Here is a 17,834-nt window from a genome sequence, read left to right on the forward strand (position 1 = left end):
GTGCCCAGAGACGTGATCAAAGCCAAATGCGCCCCGTTTCTCCGTCGTGGCAAACCCACGCACCTGCTCCACCTGGCGAGTTGCACCCCGTTCGATATCGTCAGAATCTACGGAGCCCAGTACCGGGGCATCGTTCAGTACTACCTGCTGGCCGGCGACGTCTGGAAACTCGACCGGCTCAAGGGGGTCATGCTGACCTCCCTGCTCAAAACCCTTGCCGCCAGGCACCGGTCGACCGTGACCGCGATGGCCAACAAATACAAAACGGTTGTCCGGACACCGGAAGGATCACGCCGGTGCTTCGAAGCCAGGGTGGAACGCGAGGGCAGAAAACCACTGACCGCACGGTTCGGTGGCATTCCCCTGATCCGGCAGCGAAAGGCCGTCCTCAACGACCTTCCGCCCACTCTGCTCATGCCCCGCAGCCGCCCACGCGGAAGCCAGCTCATCGACAGGCTCCGCCACGGACGGTGCGAACTTTGCGACGAATGGACCGACGTGCAAGTCCACCAAGTCCGCCACCTCGCAGAAATCCAAGCGGCAAAGGAACAGACCGCATGGATGCAGCTGATGCTCAGAAAGCGGCGCAGAACCCTCGTGGTCTGCCCGTCCTGCCACGGAGGCATCCATGCATAACCGGATTCAGAATCACGCCGCAGTCACTGGAGAGCCCGTTGCGTCGAAAAGGTGCACGGCGGGTTCGGGCCGGGGGCCACTGGAAAAGGAACTGCTCAGCAGAAACCTCGCCAGTGGCCTACCGGTACTGCTGCACGGCGTTCCGCCAGGACGCGAGTTCAGCCTGCGACTCATCTCCGACGGTTCACTGCTTCGCGTCGAGGTGCGCGACAGCGGGGGCGGACAGGTGGAGATGGGACACGGGAGAGCTGGTGATCTCGGAGGCAGGGGCCTTCATCTGGTGAAGGCCCTGAGCGATGACTTCGGCGTCATGCGGCACGTCCCCGGCAAGACCGTTTGGCTGGTCTTCAAGACCGACTCCGCCGATGGAGAGGTGCAGTAAATGGAAGACTTCGAACGTGCACGGCTCGACGCCTACTTCGGCAAGATCGCCGCGTGCTTCGCGCCCGTCGACCGCCCTGCCGCGTTCCTGATCACGCACCTGCTGCCGGAGCGTCCCGCGTTCGTGCGAGGCGTGGCGGGCGTGACCGAGCTGCGGGCTGTGCTGCCCAAGCCGAAGTCCGTGCATGGCGGGGCGCTGCGCCAGGTCGAGGGCGACGGGTACCCGTGCGACAGGCTGTCGCGTGGGCTGTTCTCCGACCCCGAGCGTGCCGTGCGGTACCTCGACGCCCGCGCCGCCGGATGCCCGGTCGTCCTGCTCGACGTGGGCGGATACTTCGCTCCGTCGCTCGAGGCGCTCTGCGATCGCTTCTCGGGGCAGATCCTAGGCGTGGTCGAGGACACCGAGAACGGGCACCGTCGCTACGCCGGCCTCGACAAGACGCCCTGCCCCGTGGTCTCCGTGGCACGGTCCCCGCTCAAGGACCCCGAGGACTTCCTCGTGGGCCAGTCGGTCGTATTCTCGACCGAGGCGCTCATGCGCAATCGGGGCGACATCCTGCACGGCCGCACCGCCCTCGTCATCGGCTTCGGCAAGCTCGGGTCGAGCATCGCCCGTTTGCTGCAGGCCAAAGGCATAAGGGTCGCGGTGTACGACATCGATCCCGTGCGCCGCACGCAGACGCTCTCGCAGGGTTTCGCGGTGACCCGCGACCGTGAAGCCGGGCTCCGCGAAGCCGGTCTCGTACTGTGCGCGACGGGGTCACTCTCACTGCGCGGCGAGGACTTCCCCCAACTGCGCAACGGCGCGTACGTCGCCACCGTGACCAGCAGCGAGGACGAACTCGAACTCGCCGGCCTGCCGGACGTGTACGAGCGTGCTCACGTCGGCGAGCACGTCACTCGCTACCTGACGACCGGCCACTACTTCTACCTGCTCAACGGCGGCAACGCCGTCAACTTCCTGCACGGCGCCAGTGTGGGCCCATTCATCTTTCTCATCCAGGCCGAGATTCTCGCCGCCTCCGCCGCACTCGCCCGCGGCGGGCTCGCCCCCGGAATGCACGAAATCAGCCCGGCCGACCGTGCCACCATCGCCGCTACTTGGCTCGACTACTTCAACCGATGAGGAGACACCTGTGCCCATCACGTCCGGCCACATCCGGGAGACGCTCGATGACTACCTCGGCGCCCGCCCCGGCGAGAAGTGGCGGCTCGCCTCCATCGTCGAACTCCTCGACGCGGAAGCCGACCTCGCCGACCGGGAGGAGTTCCGCGGCCACGCCACGGCAGGGGCGATTCTCGCCGACCCCGCCGGCCGCGTACTCCACATCAAGCACCTCGCCCTCAACCGCTGGCTCCTGCCCGGCGGACACCTGGAGACCGTCGACGTCAGCCTCCTCGCCGCCGCGCGGCGTGAGCTGACCGAGGAGACCGGTATCCCGGCCTCAGCCATCGTTCCCGCCGGAACCCGCCCCGTGCATATCGACGTTCACCGCATCCCCGCCAAGGGCGAGCCGGGTCACCGGCACTTCGACTTCCGGTTCCTCTTCCGCAGCTCGGCCGACGTCGGCGAACTGCAGACCGAGGAGATCACCGCCGCGGACTGGCGCTACGCCGACACCATCGAGAACGAGACGCTGCGCGGTCGCATTCTGGAGGCGCTGGGCGCGGCACTGGGCGCAGGAGACCGATAGCTCCATCCCCTCAACGGAGGGACGGCCTCCCGCGGCCCGCTCATCGAGCCGGGGTCAGAACCCGTCGGTCGTGAACGGCAGATACTCCGTACGCAGTGCGTCGTCCAGGACGCGGGCCGCGCCCCGGGTGTGTTCGGTGATGAGGCCGGCTCGCAGCAGATGGGTCAGGCGGGTGCCGCCCAGGTAGCAGGCCGACAGCTCGCGGACGTCCAGGGAGAGGTCGGCCGGGTCGGTGACCGGCTCGTATGTGCAGGTCTTGGCGTCGGTCGTGAGGCGGAAGCGGCCTTCGTTGGCGGGGAGCGCCGTGTCCCGTACGTCGAGTACGAGGTCGACGGGGGCCGCCCAGGAGCGGGCGGTCAGGGCGGTGCGTATGTCGGCGAGGCGGATCCAGAGGGCGGGGGACTCGCCGACGACGCGGACCTGGTCGCGGTCGCCGGCGATCAGGGGCAGCACGTCGTCGGCGGGGCGGCCCCAGGCCCGTACCTTCGAGGTCAGGTCGATGTCGGCGAGGTACTTCCACAGGGCCGCCGCGACCGCCGGCGTCTCCGCCTCCAGCTCGACGAGCTCGACGGCGTCGGGCCCGTCGCCGCCGGTGTCGCGGACGCGGTAGACGGCGTAGCCGGCGGGCGGGTCCCCGCCGAGCACGACGACCCGCGGCGGGCCGAGTTCGTCCTCGTCCTCGGCCTTCTCGGGCAGGACGATCTCCCGCCACCAGTACGCGTCGCGGGCGAGGCGGCCCGCGCGTTCGGCCCGGTTCGCCTCGTACAGGGGGCCGATGACGGCGGGCGCGTCGGCGGCGGGTACGAGCCGCAGGGGGCGCGGGTCCGGGGTGACGCGGAGGTCGAGCGAGCGGCCCGAGTCGATCTCCACGGTCTGGAACTGCGTGCCGGGGCCGAAGCCGAAGCGGCCGTAGATCGCGGCCTCGGAGGCCCACAGCGCGGCGAGCGGCTGGCCGGCCGCGGCGCACCGCCGCCACAGTTCGCCGAGCATGCCGGTGAGCACGCCGCGCCGGCGGTGGGTCGGTGCCACGGATACGAACGTCACTCCGGCGCACGGCAGTTGGCCGCCGGGTATGGACAGCTGGAGGGGGTGGGCCGCGAGCAGCCCGACGAGGTGGTCGCCGTCGTACGCGCCGACGCGCTCGCAGCGCTTGAGGAAGGTGCGGTGGCCGGCGCGCTCGTCCTCGTCGTAGGACTCGTGGAAGACCAGGGCCGTGTGGTCGAGCGCGCGGTCGATGTGGGCTTCGGGGATCTCGCCGAACCGCAGGGCTGCGGGGGCGACGGGCGAATTGGCGTTCACAGGGCGCACAAGGCCGATCGTGCTCGGCGGCGACCGGGTGAGCAAGGCATTTTCGTCGGCGCATGAGCGTACGGGCCGGGGCGGGACGGAGTGCGGCCAGGCGGGACGGAGTGCGCCAGGGCGGAGCGGGGCGGGACGGGGTGAGGCCCCCGTCGGCGACGTCCGACAGGGGCCTCGTACCGGGCGCGGGTGGTCGCCCGGGTCAGTGGGTCACCGGGTCAGTGGTTGCTGGGGAAGCCCAGGTTGATGCCGCCGTCGGCAGGGTCCGGCCAGCGGGTGGTGACGACCTTGCCGCGGGTGTAGAAGTGCACGCCGTCGTTGCCGTAGATGTGGTGGTCGCCGAAGAGCGACTCCTTCCAGCCGCCGAAGGAGTGGTAGCCCACCGGCACCGGGATCGGCACGTTGACGCCGACCATGCCCGCCTCGACCTCCAGTTGGAAGCGCCGGGCCGCGCCGCCGTCGCGGGTGAAGATGGCGGTGCCGTTGCCCCAGCGCGAGGAGTTGATCAGCTCGATGGCGTCCTCGTACGTCTCCGCGCGGACCACGCACAGCACCGGGCCGAAGATCTCGTCGCGGTAGGCGTCCATGTCCGGGGTGACCTTGTCGAGCAGGGAGACCCCGATCCAGTGGCCGTCCTCGTAGCCCTCCACCGTGAAGCCGGTGCCGTCGAGGACGACCTCCGCGCCCTGGGCGGCGGCGCCCGTGACGTAGGAGGCGACCTTGTCGCGGTGGGCCTTGGTGATCAGCGGGCCCATCTCGGAGGCGGGGTCGTCGCCGGGGCCGATGGTCAGCGCGCCGGCGCGCGCGGTGATCTTCTCGATCAGCGGGTCGCCGGTGTCGCCGACGGCGACGACCACGGAGACGGCCATGCAGCGCTCGCCGGCCGAGCCGTAGGCGGCGTTGATCGCGGCGTCCGCGGCCAGTTCGAGGTCGGCGTCGGGGAGGACCAGCATGTGGTTCTTCGCGCCGCCGAGCGCCTGGACGCGCTTGCCGTTGGCGGTGGCCGTGGTGTGGATGTGGCGGGCGATGGGGGTGGAGCCGACGAAGCTGACGGCCGCGATGTCGGGGTGCTCCAGCAGCCGGTCGACGGCGACCTTGTCGCCGTTGACGATGTTCAGGACGCCGTCCGGGAGCCCGGCCTCGGCGGCCAGCGCGCCGAGCCGGTACGCGGCGGACGGCACCTTCTCGCTGGGCTTGAGCACGAAGGTGTTGCCGCAGGCGATGGCGATGGGGAACATCCACATCGGCACCATGGACGGGAAGTTGAACGGCGTGATGCCCGCCACGACGCCCAGCGACTGGCGGATGGCCGCGACGTCCACGCGGGTGGAGACCTGCGTGGACAGCTCGCCCTTGAGCTGGAGCGGCAGCGCGCAGGCCAGCTCGATGACCTCCAGGCCGCGGGCGACCTCGCCGAGCGCGTCCGCGTGCACCTTGCCGTGCTCGGCGGTGATCAGCTCGGCGATCTCGTCGCGGTGGGCGGCGACCAGCTCGCGGAACTTGAAGAGGATCGCGGTGCGCGTGGCGAGCGAGCTGGTGCCCCAGGTGCGGTACGCGTCCTTGGCCGCCGCGACGGCGGCGTCGACCTCCTCGACGGAGGCGAGCGCCACCTGGGTGCCCTGCGCGCCGGTCGCCGGGTTGTAGACCGGGCCGTAGTTGCCGGACACGCCCTCGGCGGGCTTGCCCCCGATCCAGTGGTTGACGGTCTTCATGGCGCTGAACCTTTCCTACGGGGGCGGATCACAACGGACGGCGGCGGGCGGCTGCCCGCCGGTCGTACTCCTCGCGGGCCTGCACTGCGGCCGGTCGGGTCGCGGTCTCGGCAACGGGCACATCCCACCACGCCTGCGCTTCGGGCGCGCCCGGCACAGTGTCGGCCGTTTCGGTCTCCACATAGACACAAGTGGGGTGTTTCGCGGCCCGCGCGACCATAAGAGCGTCACGCAGTTCGCCGACGGCGCGGACGCGGAGGACGTCCATGCCCAGCGAGGCCGCGTTGGCGGCCAGGTCGACGGGGAGCGGCGCGCCGGTGTACGTGCCGTCGGCGGCCCGGAAGCGGTAGGCGGTGCCGAAGCGCTCGCCGCCGACGCTCTCGGAGAGGCCGCCGATGGAGGCGTAGCCGTGGTTCTGGACCAGCACCACCTTGATGGCGATGCCCTCCTGGACGGCCGTGACGATCTCGGTGGGCATCATCAGATACGTCCCGTCGCCGACCAGCGCCCACACCGGCCGGTCGGGTGCGGCGAGGCGGACGCCGATGGCGGCCGGGATCTCGTACCCCATGCAGGAGTAGCCGTATTCGAGGTGGTACTGGCGGCGGGAACGGGCGCGCCACAGCTTGTGGAGGTCGCCGGGGAGCGAGCCCGCGGCGTTGATGACGACGTCCTCGTCGCCGACGACGGCGTCGAGCGCGCCGACGACCTGGCTCTGGGAGGGCCGGGCGGCCGGGTCGGGGGCGGCGAAGGCGCGGTCGACCAGCGCCTCCCACCGCGCCTTGCCCGCCGCGTACTCGGCCTCGTACGCACCGGACACCCGGTGTCCCGCGAGGGCCGCCGCCAGCGCCTCCAGGCCGGTCCGCGCGTCGGCGACCACCGAGTGGGCGGCGAGTTTGTGGGCGTCGAAGGAGGCGATGTTGAGGTTGGCGAAGCGGACGCCGGGGGCGGCGAAGAGCGTCGAGGAGGCGGTGGTGAAGTCGGTGTAGCGGGTGCCGACGCCGATCACCAGGTCGGCGGTGCGGGCGAGTCCGTCGGCGACGGCCGTGCCGGTGTGGCCGATGCCGCCGACGTCCGCCGGGTGGTCGTGGCGCAGCGAGCCCTTGCCCGCCTGGGTGGAGGCGACGGGGATGCCGGTGGCGTCGGCGAGGGCGCGCAGCGCGTCCTCGGCCTCGCTGTGGTGGACGCCGCCGCCCGCGACGATCAGGGGGCGTTCGGCGGCCCGTACCAGGCGCGCGGCCTCGGCGAGCGCCCCCGCGTCCGGGGCGGGGCGGGGCACGTACCAGGTCCGGTCGGCGAAGAACTCCTCCGGCCAGTCGTACGCCTCCGCCTGTACGTCCTGCGGCAGCGCGAGGGTCACGGCGCCGGTCTCGACGGGGTCGGCGAGCACCCGCATGGCCTGGAGCGCGGCGGGGATCAGCGCCTCCGGCCGGTGCACGCGGTCGAAGTAGCGGGACACGGGCCGCAGCGCGTCGTTGACCGACACGTCGCCCGCGCCGGGGACTTCGAGCTGCTGGAGGACGGGGTCGGCGGGGCGGGTGGCGAAGGCGTCGCCGGGGAGCAGGAGCACCGGGAGGCGGTTGACGGTCGCGAGCGCCGCGCCGGTGGTGAGGTTGGTGGCGCCGGGGCCGATGGAGGTGGTGACGGCGTGCGCGGAGAGCCGGTCGCACTGCCGGGCGTAGCCGACGGCGGCGTGCACCATGGCCTGTTCGTTGCGGCCCTGGAGGTAGGGCAGCGCGCCCTCGGACTCCAGGAGCGCCTGGCCGACGCCCGCCACGTTGCCGTGGCCGAAGATCCCCCAGCAGGCGCTGACGAGGCGTCGGCGGCGTCCGTCCCGCTCGGTGTACTGGTGGGCGAGGAACTCCACCAGGGCCTGCGCGACGGTGCGCCGGCGCGTCGCGCCGGCGGTCGAGATCGAGGTCGAGGTCGAGGTCGAGGTCGTGGGCACGGTCATCAGGCGGCTCCGGACGGTGCGGTCGGCGCGGACGGTGCGGGCGGTGCGGCGTACAGCGGCAGTCGGGGGTCCACGGGCTGCCCGGCCCAGGTCTCGCGGAGCCAGGCGTGCTCGGGGTGGTCGCGGATCAGCCAGGCGCGCTCCTCGCCGGGGCCCGCCATGACGTTGAGGTAGTACAGGGTGTGGCCGGGGGCCGCGATGGACGGGCCGTGCCAGCCGTCGGGGATGACGACCGTGTCCCCGCTCCTGACCTCCGCCAGCACATCGGTGGTGCGGCCGGGGCCCGAGGGGGTCACGCGCTGGTAGCCGACGCCCTGGGCGCCGTGCGCCGCGGCGATCTCGAAGTAATAGATCTCCTCCAGTTCGGACTCCTCGCCGGGGCGGTGCTCGTCGTGCTTGTGCGGCGGGTAGGAGGACCAGTTGCCGCCGGGGGTGAGCACCTCGACGGCGATGAGCCGGTCGCAGTCGAAGACGTCCGCCGCGCCGAAGTTGTTGACCTGGCGCGAGCAGTTCCCCGCGCCGCGCAGTTCGACAGGGACGCCGGACGCGGGCCCGTAGCGGAACGGCAGCCGCCGCTCGCAGCGCGCGCCGGTCAGGGCGAAGCGTCCGCCGCGCTCGCTCGCGATCCGCGCCTCGGCGTCGCGCGGTACGTACGCGAAGTCGCTGACGCCGCTGAACACATCGGCGCGGCCGTGCAGTTCGAAGGTCAGCGACCCGCAGGCGACGGTGCAGGCCCCCGCCAGCGGCAGGACGATCCATTCGCTGTCGCCGGCGGCGAGGGTGTGCGCGCCGCCGGGCGGGAGGTCGAGGACGCGGAGGCTGGAGTGCGTCCAGCCGGCCCGCTCCGGGCCGATGTCGAGGGCGTACGGGCCGTCGGCGGCGGTTCCCGCCGGGAGGTGGAAGGTGCGGGTGACGGTCATGCGATCAAGTCTCCTGCGGGGAGGCGGCGGGATACAGCGGGCGTCGGCCGCGGCGGCCGTGCGTTGCTAGAGCAGTCCGACGGCGGTGTCCACGGCCGCCGCCACGTCCCCGTCCGCGGGGTAGAGCAGCGAGCGGCCGACGACCAGGCCCTGGACGCTGGGCAGCCGCAGCGCCTTGCGCCACTTCTCGTACGCCCCGGCCTGGCTCTCCGGCGAGGAGCCGACCTCCCCGCCGAGCAGCACGACGGGCAGCGTGGAGGTCTCGCAGACCCGGGCCATGTCGTCGGGGTCGCGGGTGACGGGGAGCTTGAGCCAGGTGTACGCGGAGGTGCCGCCGAGCCCGGCGGCGATGGCCACGGACGTGGTGACGGCGTCCGCGCCGAGGTCGTTCCTGACCTTGCCGTCGACGCGGCGGGAGATGAACGGCTCGACGAAGACCGGCAGCCGCAGCGCCGCCATCGCGTCGATGACGCGGGCGGTGGTCTCCAGGGTGGAGAGCGAACCGGGGTCGTCGTAGTCGATGCGCAGCAGCAGCTTCCCGGCGTCGAAGCGGAGCCGGGCGAGGTCCTCGGGGCGGTGGCCGGTGAACCGGTCGTCCATCTCGAAGGCGGCGCCCGCGAGTCCGCCGCGGTTCATGGAGCCCATGGCGACCTTGCCGTCGAGCGCCCCGAGGAGGAGCAGGTCCTCCAGGACGTCGGCGGTGGCGAGCACGCCGTCGACGCCGGGCCGGGACAGCGCCAGGCACATGCGTTCCAGCAGGTCCACGCGGTTCGCCATGGCCAGCTTGCGGTCGCCGACGGCGAGGGCGCCGCGCGCCGGATGGTCGGCCGCGATGATCATCAGCCGGCCGGTACCGCCGACGAGGGGGCGGCGCGGGCGCTCGGCTGCGGCTTCGGCGATGGCCTCGGGGTGGCGCGCCCGCGTCGCCGCGATATCGGAGATGCGAGTGGTCAAGGGGGTTTCTCACTTCCTCGTGGCGGTGCGGGGGCGCGTGGGGAGGGCGGGTGCCGAAGTACTTCCGGCGTACGGGCGGGGGTTCGCGCGGGCGGCGGGCGGGGGTTCGCGCGGGCGGGCGGGTACCGGCGTACGGGCTCGGCCTGCGCACGGGTCCGGCGGGCGTGCGCTCGTACGGGCTCGGGGCCGTTCAGTGCTCGGCGAGGAACGCCTCGACTTCCGCGGCGGTCGGCATCGCCGAGGAACAGGCCAGCCGCGAGGCGACGATGGCCCCGGCGGCATTGGCGTAGCGCATCGCCGGGGCCAGCTCCCAGCCGCTGAGCAGCCCGTGGCAGAGGGAACCGCCGAAGGAGTCCCCCGCGCCGAGGCCGTTGACGACGTCGACGGGGGTGGGCGGCACCTCGGCCCGGCGCCCGTCGCGGTGGACGGCGAGCACGCCCTTGGGCCCCTGCTTGATGACGGCGAGTTCGACGCCGGTCTCCAGCAGAGCGCGGGCGCACTCCCCCGGTTCCCGTACGCCGGTGGCGACTTCGGCCTCGTCGAGGTTGCCGACCGCGACGGTGGCGTGGGCGAGCGCCGCCTCGTAATAGGGGCGTGCGGCGGCGCGCGCGGCGGGGCCGTTCGCGCCCCCGGCTCCGGACGCGCCGCCCTCGCCGCCCCAGAACATGGGGCGCCAGTCGAGGTCGAACACGGTGTGCCGGCCGGGCGCGGCGGCGGCGCGGGCCTCCAGGGCGGCGAGGGTGGCCGAGCGGCTGGGCTCCTCGCACAGCCCGGTGCCGGTCATCCAGAAGACGCGGGCGTCGCGAACGGCGTCCAGGTCCAGTTCCTCCGGACGGATGTCCAGGTCGGGGGCCTTGGGGAGGCGGTAGAAGTACAGCGGGAAGTCGTCGGGCGGGAAGATCTCGCAGAAGGTGACGGGGGTGGGGTGGCGGTCGACGGGGGTCACCCACCGGTCGTCCACGCCGAAGTCGCGCAGCGCCTGGTGGACGTAGTCGCCGAAGGGGTCCGCGCCGGTGCGGCTGATGACGGCGGAGCGGCGGCCGAGGCGGGCGGCGGCGACGGCGACGTTGGTGGCGGAGCCGCCGAGGAACTTGCCGAAGGTCTCCACCCGCGACAGCGGCACGCCGGTCTGGAGCGGGTAGATGTCGACCCCGATGCGGCCCATCGTGATCAGGTCGTACGGCTCGGTCATGGGTACCCCTTCACGTTCCCCGGCCTTCCGGCTCCGCCGCGGACTCCCGGCGCGGGCTCGCAGCGTCTTGATGTCTTGTATGCCTTGCCCGTCTTGGCGTCTCGGCCTCCTGGCCTCTTGGCCTCCTGGCCCCTCGCCTGGCACAGGTCTAACCGCGGATTCACACCCTGTCAACGCTTTGTCCTTACATACTTACGTTGTTCGCGAGACCCTGGGGAGCGGCCCCCGCGAAGGGCCTCCGGGTGACAAAGTCCTTAAGTCCGTATGTCAGGACGAAGTCTTGACAGTCGCCGGACCGCCGTAGAGGCTGACCGGCGACCCGCCTATGCCTTCCCGGTCACCGCCGACCGGTGAAAGGAGAGCCGCAGCATGTCCGCACCTCGCACCGGAGCAGCCGTCCTGGACCGGATTCGGGTCGGTTCGGCCCCCGACTCGTGGGGGGTCTGGTTCCCCGACGACGAGCGGCAAGTCCCCTGGCAGCGCTTCCTGGACGAGGTCGCCGGGGCCGGCTACGAGTGGATCGAGCTGGGCCCGTACGGCTATCTGCCCAGCGAGGCGGACCGGCTCCGCGAGGAGACCGACCGGCGCGGGCTGCGGGTCTCGGCCGGTACGGTCTTCACCTCGCTGCACCGCGGCCCGGCCACCTGGGACGCGACCTGGGCGCACGTGGCGAAGGTCGCCGGCCTGACGCGGGCGATGGGCGCGCGGCACCTCGTCGTCATCCCGTCCTTCTGGCGCGACGACAAGACCGCCGAGATCATCGAGGACCGTGAACTCACCGCCGAGCAGTGGCGGAACCTCGCGAGCGGCATGGAGCGGCTGGGCCGCGAGGTGCGCGACCGCTACGGGCTCGACATCGTCGTCCACCCGCACGCCGACACCCACATCGACTCCGAGGCGCACGTCGAACGGTTCCTCGACGCCACCGACCCCGACCTGGTGAACCTCTGCCTGGACACCGGCCACTACGCCTACTGCGGCGGTGACAGCGTCAAGCTCATCGAGACCTACGGGGAGCGGATCGGCTATCTCCACCTCAAGCAGGTGGCCCCGGAGATCCTCGCCGACGTCGTACGGAACGGGACGCCGTTCGGACCGGCCGTCGCGCAGGGCGTGATGTGCGAACCGCCGCGCGGCGAACCCGCGCTGGAGCCCGTACTGGCGGCGGCGCAGCGCCTCGGCGTCGACCTGTTCGCCATCGTCGAGCAGGACATGTACCCGTGCGCGCCGGACGCGCCGCTCCCGATCGCCGAGCGCACCAGGCGCTTCCTGCGCTCCTGCGGGGCGTGACCGCCGGGCCGGGGCAGCCGCCGCTTCGCACCGCACGACACCGACCGAAGGAAGACATGACTCTGCTGGGAACGCTCGGCGTAGCCGTCATCGGCGCCGGCCGGATGGGCGCCGACCATGTGCGCCGGATCAACGACGTCATCAGCGGCGCGCGCGTCGCGGCCGTCGTCGACATCGACCGGGCGCGGGCCGAGGCCGCGGCGTACGGCATCGAGGGCTGCGCGGCCTTCGCCGACCCGGCCGCCGCCATGGCCGCCCCGGACGTCGACGCCGTCCTCGTGGCCTCCCCCGGCCCGGCCCACGAGGCGGCGCTGCTGGCCGCGTTCGAGCGTGACCTGCCCGTGCTGTGCGAGAAGCCGCTCACCCCCGACCCGGCCTCCGCGCTGCGCGTCCTGGCGGCGGAGCAGCGGCTCGGCCGCCGGCGCGTACAGGTCGGCTTCATGCGCCGCTACGACGCCGACTACCTGAAGCTCAAGCGGCTCGTCGACGAACGCGCCTTCGGCCGCACCCTGATGCTGCACAACAAGCACCGCAACGCCGGCACCCCGCCCGGCTTCACCGACGCGATGATGATCCACGACTCGGCCGTGCACGAGATCGACGTGACCCGCTGGCTGCTGGACGAGGAGATCACCGCCGTCCGCGTGCTGCGCCCGACGCCCTCCGGCGCGGCCCCCGAGGGGCTCGGCGACCCCCAGCTCATCCTCTTCGAGACGGCGGGGGGCCGGGTCGTGGACACCGAACTGTTCGTCAACTGCGGCTTCGGCTACCAGGTGACGTGCGAGGCGGTCGGCGAGCGCGGCACCGCCCGGATCGGCGACGAGCACGGCGTGTTCACCAACGCCGACGGCCGCTGGGGCACCGGGATCGCCCCCGGCTTCGTGGAGCGCTTCGCGGAGGCGTACGACCGGCAGGTGCAGCGCTGGGTGGACGCGACCCGGCGCGGCGCGGTCGAGGGCCCCAGCTGCTGGGACGGCTACGCGGCGGCCGCCGTCTGCGAGGCGGGCGTACGGGCCCAGGCGACCGGCGAGCGGGTGGCGGTGGACCTCGTGGAGCGCCCGGAGCTGTACCGCTGAGGGCCTTCGAGGAGCGAGACTTCGGGAACCGGGAACGGGGAACGGGGAACGGCTCCCTCCGTGCGATCGTCAGGAACCCCTCATGCGCATCGGTTTTCTCGGCGCGGGCCGGATCGGCTCCTTCCACGCCGCGGCCCTCGCCGGTACGGACGGCGTCGACGAGCTGCTGATCGCCGACGCGGACGCAGCCCGCGCCGCCGTTCTCGCGGACCGTATCGGCGGGCGGGCCCATACCGGCGGGCAGGGCCGTATCGGCGGGCAGGGCGGTACCGACGCGCGGGCGCGTGCCGACGGGCGAGCGCCGGCGCGGACGCGGGCGGCCGAGTCGGTCGACGCGGTCTTCGCCGCGGGCGTGGACGCCGTGGTGATCGCCACCGCGACCGCCGCGCACGCCGGTCTGATCGCACGGGCGGCCCGCGCCGGGCTGCCCGCCTACTGCGAGAAGCCCATCGCCCTCGACCTGCCGGGCACGCTCCGCGCGCTGCGCGAGGTCGAAGCGGCGGGCACCCTGCTCCAGTTGGGGTTCCAGCGCCGCTTCGACGCCGGGTACCGAGCGGCGCGCGAGGCGGTGCGGTCCGGGCGGCTCGGCCGGCTGCACACCATCCGGGCCGTCACCTCGGACGCCGCGCCGCCGCCCGCGGAGTTCCTGCCGCTGTCCGGCGGGCTGATCCGGGACTGCCTGGTGCACGACTTCGACGCGGTGCGCTGGCTGACGGGCCGTGAGGTGGCGGAGGTCTTCGCGCGCGGCTCGGCGAACGGCGCGGAGTTCTTCCGTACGGCCGGCGACGTGGACACGGCCGCGGCGCTGCTCACCCTGGACGACGGCACGCTCGTCACGGCGACCGCCACCCGCTACAACGGCGCGGGGTACGACGTGCGGATGGAACTGGCCGGGGAGCGCGGCCAACTGGTGGTCGGGCTGGACGCCCGTACGCCCTTCGCCTCCGCCGAGCCGGGCGGCCCCGCCGCGCCCGAGCACCCCTGGGGCGGCTTCCTGGAGCGGTTCGGGGCCGCGTACCGGGCGGAGCTCGCGGCCTTCGTACGGGCGGCCGCCGGGGAGGCCCCGAACCCGTGCTCGGGCCGGGAGGCGCTGCACGCGCTGCTGGTCGCCGAGGCGTGCGAGCGCTCCCGGCGCACGGGGCGCGCGGTGGCGATGGCGGAGTTCACGGAGGAGACGGCCGCTCTCTGAAGCGCGGACAACAGCTCTACGCCGACACACACGCGGTCGGGCTCGCGGGAGCCGGAGAAGATCGCGCCTACCAGGTTCCGCCCGGTGCGTCCGATTCGTCACAGCCGTCTCCACCCGGTCACAGCCGTCACGCATACGCGGTCCTTCCGTCACAGGCCGTCAACAGGACCCCTTCGCTCATTACTCAGCGTCGTTCAACGGGCACAGGCTGAGTGATCAAGAGCGGCCGCGCCGCAGCTCCCCCGACGGACCCCCATCCGTGGCTGCGGCACCGCGGAGAGGCGCGAAGATGACCGACCGGAGGCTTTGGTCCTACAGGGAGATCGCCGCCCACATCGGCGTACAGACGGACACCGTGCGGTCCTACCGGAAGCACGGGCTGCTGCCGCCGCCCGACCAGGTGGAGGGCGGCAAGCCGTTCTGGTTCGCCGACACCGTCCGCGCCTGGGTGGCCCGCCGCCCGGGCAACCGTTCCCGCCGCGACCCCAAGAAGTGACCGGCCAGGCTTCGTAAGCCCCCCATCCACCCCGGCCCCGCGTCGCGCGCTCCCGCGCGGCCCGGGGCTTTCGCACACCCCGGCGCGTACCGCACCTCCTCGCCCCCCGCCTCCTCGCACCCCATCCGCTCGCACCCCCGGCCCCGCGCGCTCCCCTCCGTGCGGAATACCCCTAGGGGGTATATGGTTGACCCTGTCAGGAAGCGACGGTCGCGCCTGGAGTGACCGCCCGAACGAACCGAGGAGAGACCATGAGCACCGAGACCGACACCCCCGCCACCACCGTCTACAAGGTGACCGGAATGACCTGCGGCCACTGCGAGGGGGCGGTGCGCGAGGAGCTCTCCGCCCTCGACGGCGTCTCCTCCGTCGAGGCCGTCGCCGCCACCGGCCTGGTCACCGTGGTCTCCGCCGCCCCGCTCGACGAGGAGACCGTCCGCGCCGCCGTCGACGAGGCGGGCTACGAGCTCGTGGGCCTGGCCTGATCCGTCCGCCCCGAGGCACCCTCCCCCGCCGGGCCGTACCGCTCAGCTGATACTGCCGCCGTACGGCCCGGCCCTCCTCCCAGGAGATCCGTCATGACCAGCACGGCCCCCGAAGCCACGGTGGAGCACAGCAACCGGGTCGAACTCTCGATCGGCGGCATGACCTGCGCGTCCTGCGCCACGCGCGTCGAGAAGAAGCTCAACCGGATGGACGGCGTCGCCGCCACCGTCAACTTCGCCACCGAGAAGGCGCGCGTCGCCTACGCCGACGGCATCGAGATCGGCGACCTCGTCGCCACCGTGGAGAAGACGGGCTACAGCGCCGAGCCCAGGAACAAACCCGAATCCGAATCCGCCGCCGCCGAGCCGGACCGGCCCGCCGAAGAACGGTCCAGGGCCGACGGGGCCGACGGAGCCAACGGCGGCGACGGGGGCGACGGCGAGACGGCCGCGCTGCGACAGCGGCTGCTCGTCTCGCTGACCCTGTCCGTGCCCGTCGTGCTGCTGGCGATGGTCCCCGCCCTCCAGTTCGACAACTGGCAGTGGCTCTCCCTGACACTGGCGGCGCCCGTCGTGGTCTGGGGCGCGCTCCCCTTCCACCGGGCCGCCTGGACCAACGCCCGGCACGGCGCGGCCACCATGGACACCCTGGTCTCCATCGGCACCCTCGCGGCCCTCGGCTGGTCGCTGTGGGCGCTGTTCTTCGGCGACGCCGGGATGGCCGGGATGCGGCACGGCTTCGACCTCACCGTCTCCCGTTCCGGCGGCTCCTCGTCCATCTATCTGGAGGCCGCGGCCGGGGTGACCACGTTCATCCTCGTCGGCCGCTATCTGGAGGCGAAGTCCAAGCGGAAGGCGGGCGCGGCACTGCGTGCCCTGCTGGAGCTGGGCGCACGGGACGTGGCCGTGCTGCGCGACGGGCGCGAGGAGCGCGTACCGGTCTCCCGCCTCGCGGTCGGCGACCGCTTCGTCGTACGGCCCGGCGAGACGATCGCCACCGACGGCACGGTCGTCGAAGGCGGCTCGGCGGTCGACGCGTCGATGCTGACGGGCGAGTCGGTGCCGGTGGACGTGGGCGTCGGTGACGCTGTGACCGGCGCGACCGTGAACACCTCGGGCCGGCTCGTCGTCGAGGCGACGCGGGTCGGCTCGGACACCCAGCTGGCGCGGATGGCGCGGCTGGTCGAGGACGCGCAGAACGGCAAGGCCCAGGTGCAGCGCCTCGCGGACCGCATCTCCGGCGTCTTCGTCCCGGTCGTACTGGTGATCGCGCTGGGCACGCTGGCCGGCTGGCTGCTGGCGACGGGCGACGCGACCGCCGCGTTCACGGCCGCCGTGGCGGTGCTGATCATCGCCTGCCCGTGCGCCCTGGGGCTCGCGACGCCGACCGCCCTGATGGTCGGTACGGGCCGGGGCGCGCAGCTGGGCATCCTCATCAAGGGCCCCGAGGTGCTGGAGTCCACGCGCCGGGTGGACACCGTGGTGCTGGACAAGACGGGCACCGTGACGACGGGCCGGATGGGGCTGCACGACGTGGTCGCCGCGCCGGGCGTGACCGAGCGGGAGCTGCTGCGGCTGGCCGGCGCGCTGGAGCACGCCTCCGAGCACCCGATCGCCCGCGCCATCGCGGACGGCGCGATCGCCCAGGCGGGCTCGCTGCCCGTGCCGGAGAACTTCGAGAACGTGGCCGGGCTCGGCGTCCAGGGCGTGGTCGACGGGCACGCGGTGCTGGTGGGGCGCGAGAAGCTGCTGAGCGACTGGTCGATCGAGTTGCCCGCCGAGCTGGCCTCGGCGAAGGCGGCGGCCGAGGCCGAGGGGCGCACGGCGGTGGCCGTGGCCTGGGACGGCGCGGCACGGGGCGTCCTCGCGGTGGCCGACACCGTGAAGGAGTCCAGCGCCGAGGCGATCACCCGGCTGCGGGCGCTGGGCCTCTCCCCGGTGCTGCTGACCGGCGACAACAAGGCGGTGGCCGAGTCGGTCGCCCGGGAGATCGGCATGGACGCCCCGGGGGACGAGGTCTTCGCGGAGGTGCTGCCGCAGGACAAGGTGGACGTGGTCAAGCGGTTGCAGGGCGAGGGCCGTACGGTCGCGATGGTCGGCGACGGCGTCAACGACGCGGCGGCCCTGGCCACCGCCGACCTGGGGCTGGCCATGGGCACCGGGACGGACGCGGCGATCGAGGCGGGCGATCTGACGCTCGTACGCGGCGATCTGCGGGTGGCGGCGGACGCGATCCGGCTCTCCCGCCGGACCCTGGCCACCATCAAGGGCAACCTCTTCTGGGCCTTCGGCTACAACGTGGCGGCGCTGCCGCTGGCGGCGGCCGGACTGCTCAACCCGATGATCGCGGGGGCCGCGATGGCCTTCTCCTCGGTCTTCGTGGTGACAAACAGCCTGAGACTCCGTTCCTTCACCTAATCCACATAAGTGACACAACACCCACACCCAAGAGCCTCGATCTTCAGATCGGGGCTCTTGCCCTTTTACGCCCCTTATGGCAAGAGACGCAGATCACAGTGATCTGGGGGTAACCATTGGCGGGGGTCGCAGGTCTAA

Annotated in this window: 16 protein-coding genes; 10 read left to right on the plus strand and 6 right to left on the minus strand. The window is 72.7% G+C overall.

The window, feature by feature from the left end; genetic code table 11:
- From AB0I49_RS11695 to AB0I49_RS11710, 4 genes are all read left to right on the plus strand, one after another.
- Positions 1–636: group II intron reverse transcriptase/maturase (locus tag AB0I49_RS11695; protein WP_363226724.1), on the plus strand; the 636-nt coding region annotated here is incomplete at its 5' end.
- The gene (locus tag AB0I49_RS11700) at positions 629–1,018 is read left to right on the plus strand and encodes an ATP-binding protein (RefSeq protein ID WP_363226725.1); all 390 of its coding nucleotides are present in this window, start codon (positions 629–631) and stop codon (positions 1,016–1,018) included. The genes AB0I49_RS11695 and AB0I49_RS11700, both read left to right, overlap by 8 nt.
- Positions 1,019–2,143 (plus strand): adenosylhomocysteinase, encoded by a 1,125-nt coding sequence (locus AB0I49_RS11705; protein ID WP_363226726.1) that lies wholly within the window; start codon positions 1,019–1,021, stop codon positions 2,141–2,143.
- A 10-nt stretch (positions 2,144–2,153) separates the two neighbouring features.
- The gene (locus AB0I49_RS11710; RefSeq protein WP_363226728.1) at positions 2,154–2,711 is read left to right on the plus strand and encodes an NUDIX domain-containing protein; all 558 of its coding nucleotides are present in this window, start codon (positions 2,154–2,156) and stop codon (positions 2,709–2,711) included.
- A gap of 54 nt (positions 2,712–2,765) precedes the next feature.
- On the opposite strand, the gene AB0I49_RS11715 is transcribed toward AB0I49_RS11710, so the two are convergent.
- From AB0I49_RS11715 to iolC, 6 genes are all read right to left on the minus strand, one after another.
- The gene (locus AB0I49_RS11715) at positions 2,766–4,019 is read right to left on the minus strand and encodes a GNAT family N-acetyltransferase (protein WP_363226729.1); all 1,254 of its coding nucleotides are present in this window, start codon (positions 4,017–4,019) and stop codon (positions 2,766–2,768) included.
- A 209-nt stretch (positions 4,020–4,228) separates the two neighbouring features.
- A complete protein-coding gene (locus tag AB0I49_RS11720; protein WP_363226730.1) occupies positions 4,229–5,722 on the minus strand; it encodes a CoA-acylating methylmalonate-semialdehyde dehydrogenase in 1,494 nt (497 codons plus the stop codon).
- A gap of 28 nt (positions 5,723–5,750) precedes the next feature.
- Complete coding sequence (gene iolD / locus AB0I49_RS11725) at positions 5,751–7,676, minus strand: 3D-(3,5/4)-trihydroxycyclohexane-1,2-dione acylhydrolase (decyclizing) (RefSeq protein ID WP_363226731.1); 1,926 nt, start codon at positions 7,674–7,676, stop codon at positions 5,751–5,753.
- The gene (iolB, locus tag AB0I49_RS11730; protein WP_363226732.1) at positions 7,676–8,596 is read right to left on the minus strand and encodes a 5-deoxy-glucuronate isomerase; all 921 of its coding nucleotides are present in this window, start codon (positions 8,594–8,596) and stop codon (positions 7,676–7,678) included. The genes iolD and iolB overlap by 1 nt, the downstream gene beginning before the upstream one ends.
- A gap of 66 nt (positions 8,597–8,662) precedes the next feature.
- Entirely contained in the window at positions 8,663–9,550 is an 888-nt protein-coding gene (locus AB0I49_RS11735) for a deoxyribose-phosphate aldolase (protein ID WP_363226733.1), read from the minus strand.
- A 190-nt stretch (positions 9,551–9,740) separates the two neighbouring features.
- The gene (iolC, locus tag AB0I49_RS11740; RefSeq protein WP_363226734.1) at positions 9,741–10,742 is read right to left on the minus strand and encodes a 5-dehydro-2-deoxygluconokinase; all 1,002 of its coding nucleotides are present in this window, start codon (positions 10,740–10,742) and stop codon (positions 9,741–9,743) included.
- Positions 10,743–11,111: 369 nt separating this feature from the next.
- Here iolC and AB0I49_RS11745 point away from each other — a divergent pair, with 369 nt between their 5' ends.
- From AB0I49_RS11745 to AB0I49_RS11770, 6 genes are all read left to right on the plus strand, one after another.
- On the plus strand, positions 11,112–12,032 hold the full coding sequence (locus AB0I49_RS11745) for a sugar phosphate isomerase/epimerase (RefSeq protein ID WP_363226735.1): 921 nt from the start codon (positions 11,112–11,114) through the stop codon (positions 12,030–12,032).
- A 56-nt stretch (positions 12,033–12,088) separates the two neighbouring features.
- Entirely contained in the window at positions 12,089–13,108 is a 1,020-nt protein-coding gene (locus AB0I49_RS11750) for a Gfo/Idh/MocA family oxidoreductase (RefSeq protein WP_363226736.1), read from the plus strand.
- 82 nt (positions 13,109–13,190) lie between these two features.
- The gene (locus tag AB0I49_RS11755; RefSeq protein ID WP_363226737.1) at positions 13,191–14,297 is read left to right on the plus strand and encodes a Gfo/Idh/MocA family oxidoreductase; all 1,107 of its coding nucleotides are present in this window, start codon (positions 13,191–13,193) and stop codon (positions 14,295–14,297) included.
- A gap of 289 nt (positions 14,298–14,586) precedes the next feature.
- Positions 14,587–14,793 (plus strand): MerR family transcriptional regulator, encoded by a 207-nt coding sequence (locus tag AB0I49_RS11760; RefSeq protein ID WP_363226738.1) that lies wholly within the window; start codon positions 14,587–14,589, stop codon positions 14,791–14,793.
- A gap of 251 nt (positions 14,794–15,044) precedes the next feature.
- Positions 15,045–15,278 carry a heavy-metal-associated domain-containing protein gene (locus tag AB0I49_RS11765; RefSeq protein ID WP_363226739.1) on the plus strand — a complete coding sequence of 78 codons (234 nt, stop codon included), beginning with the start codon at positions 15,045–15,047 and terminating at the stop codon, positions 15,276–15,278.
- A 93-nt stretch (positions 15,279–15,371) separates the two neighbouring features.
- The gene (locus tag AB0I49_RS11770) at positions 15,372–17,696 is read left to right on the plus strand and encodes a heavy metal translocating P-type ATPase (RefSeq protein WP_363226740.1); all 2,325 of its coding nucleotides are present in this window, start codon (positions 15,372–15,374) and stop codon (positions 17,694–17,696) included.
- Positions 17,697–17,834: the final 138 nt, after the last annotated feature.

The organism is Streptomyces sp. NPDC050617, from assembly GCF_040654795.1.
Lineage (GTDB): Bacteria > Actinomycetota > Actinomycetes > Streptomycetales > Streptomycetaceae > Streptomyces.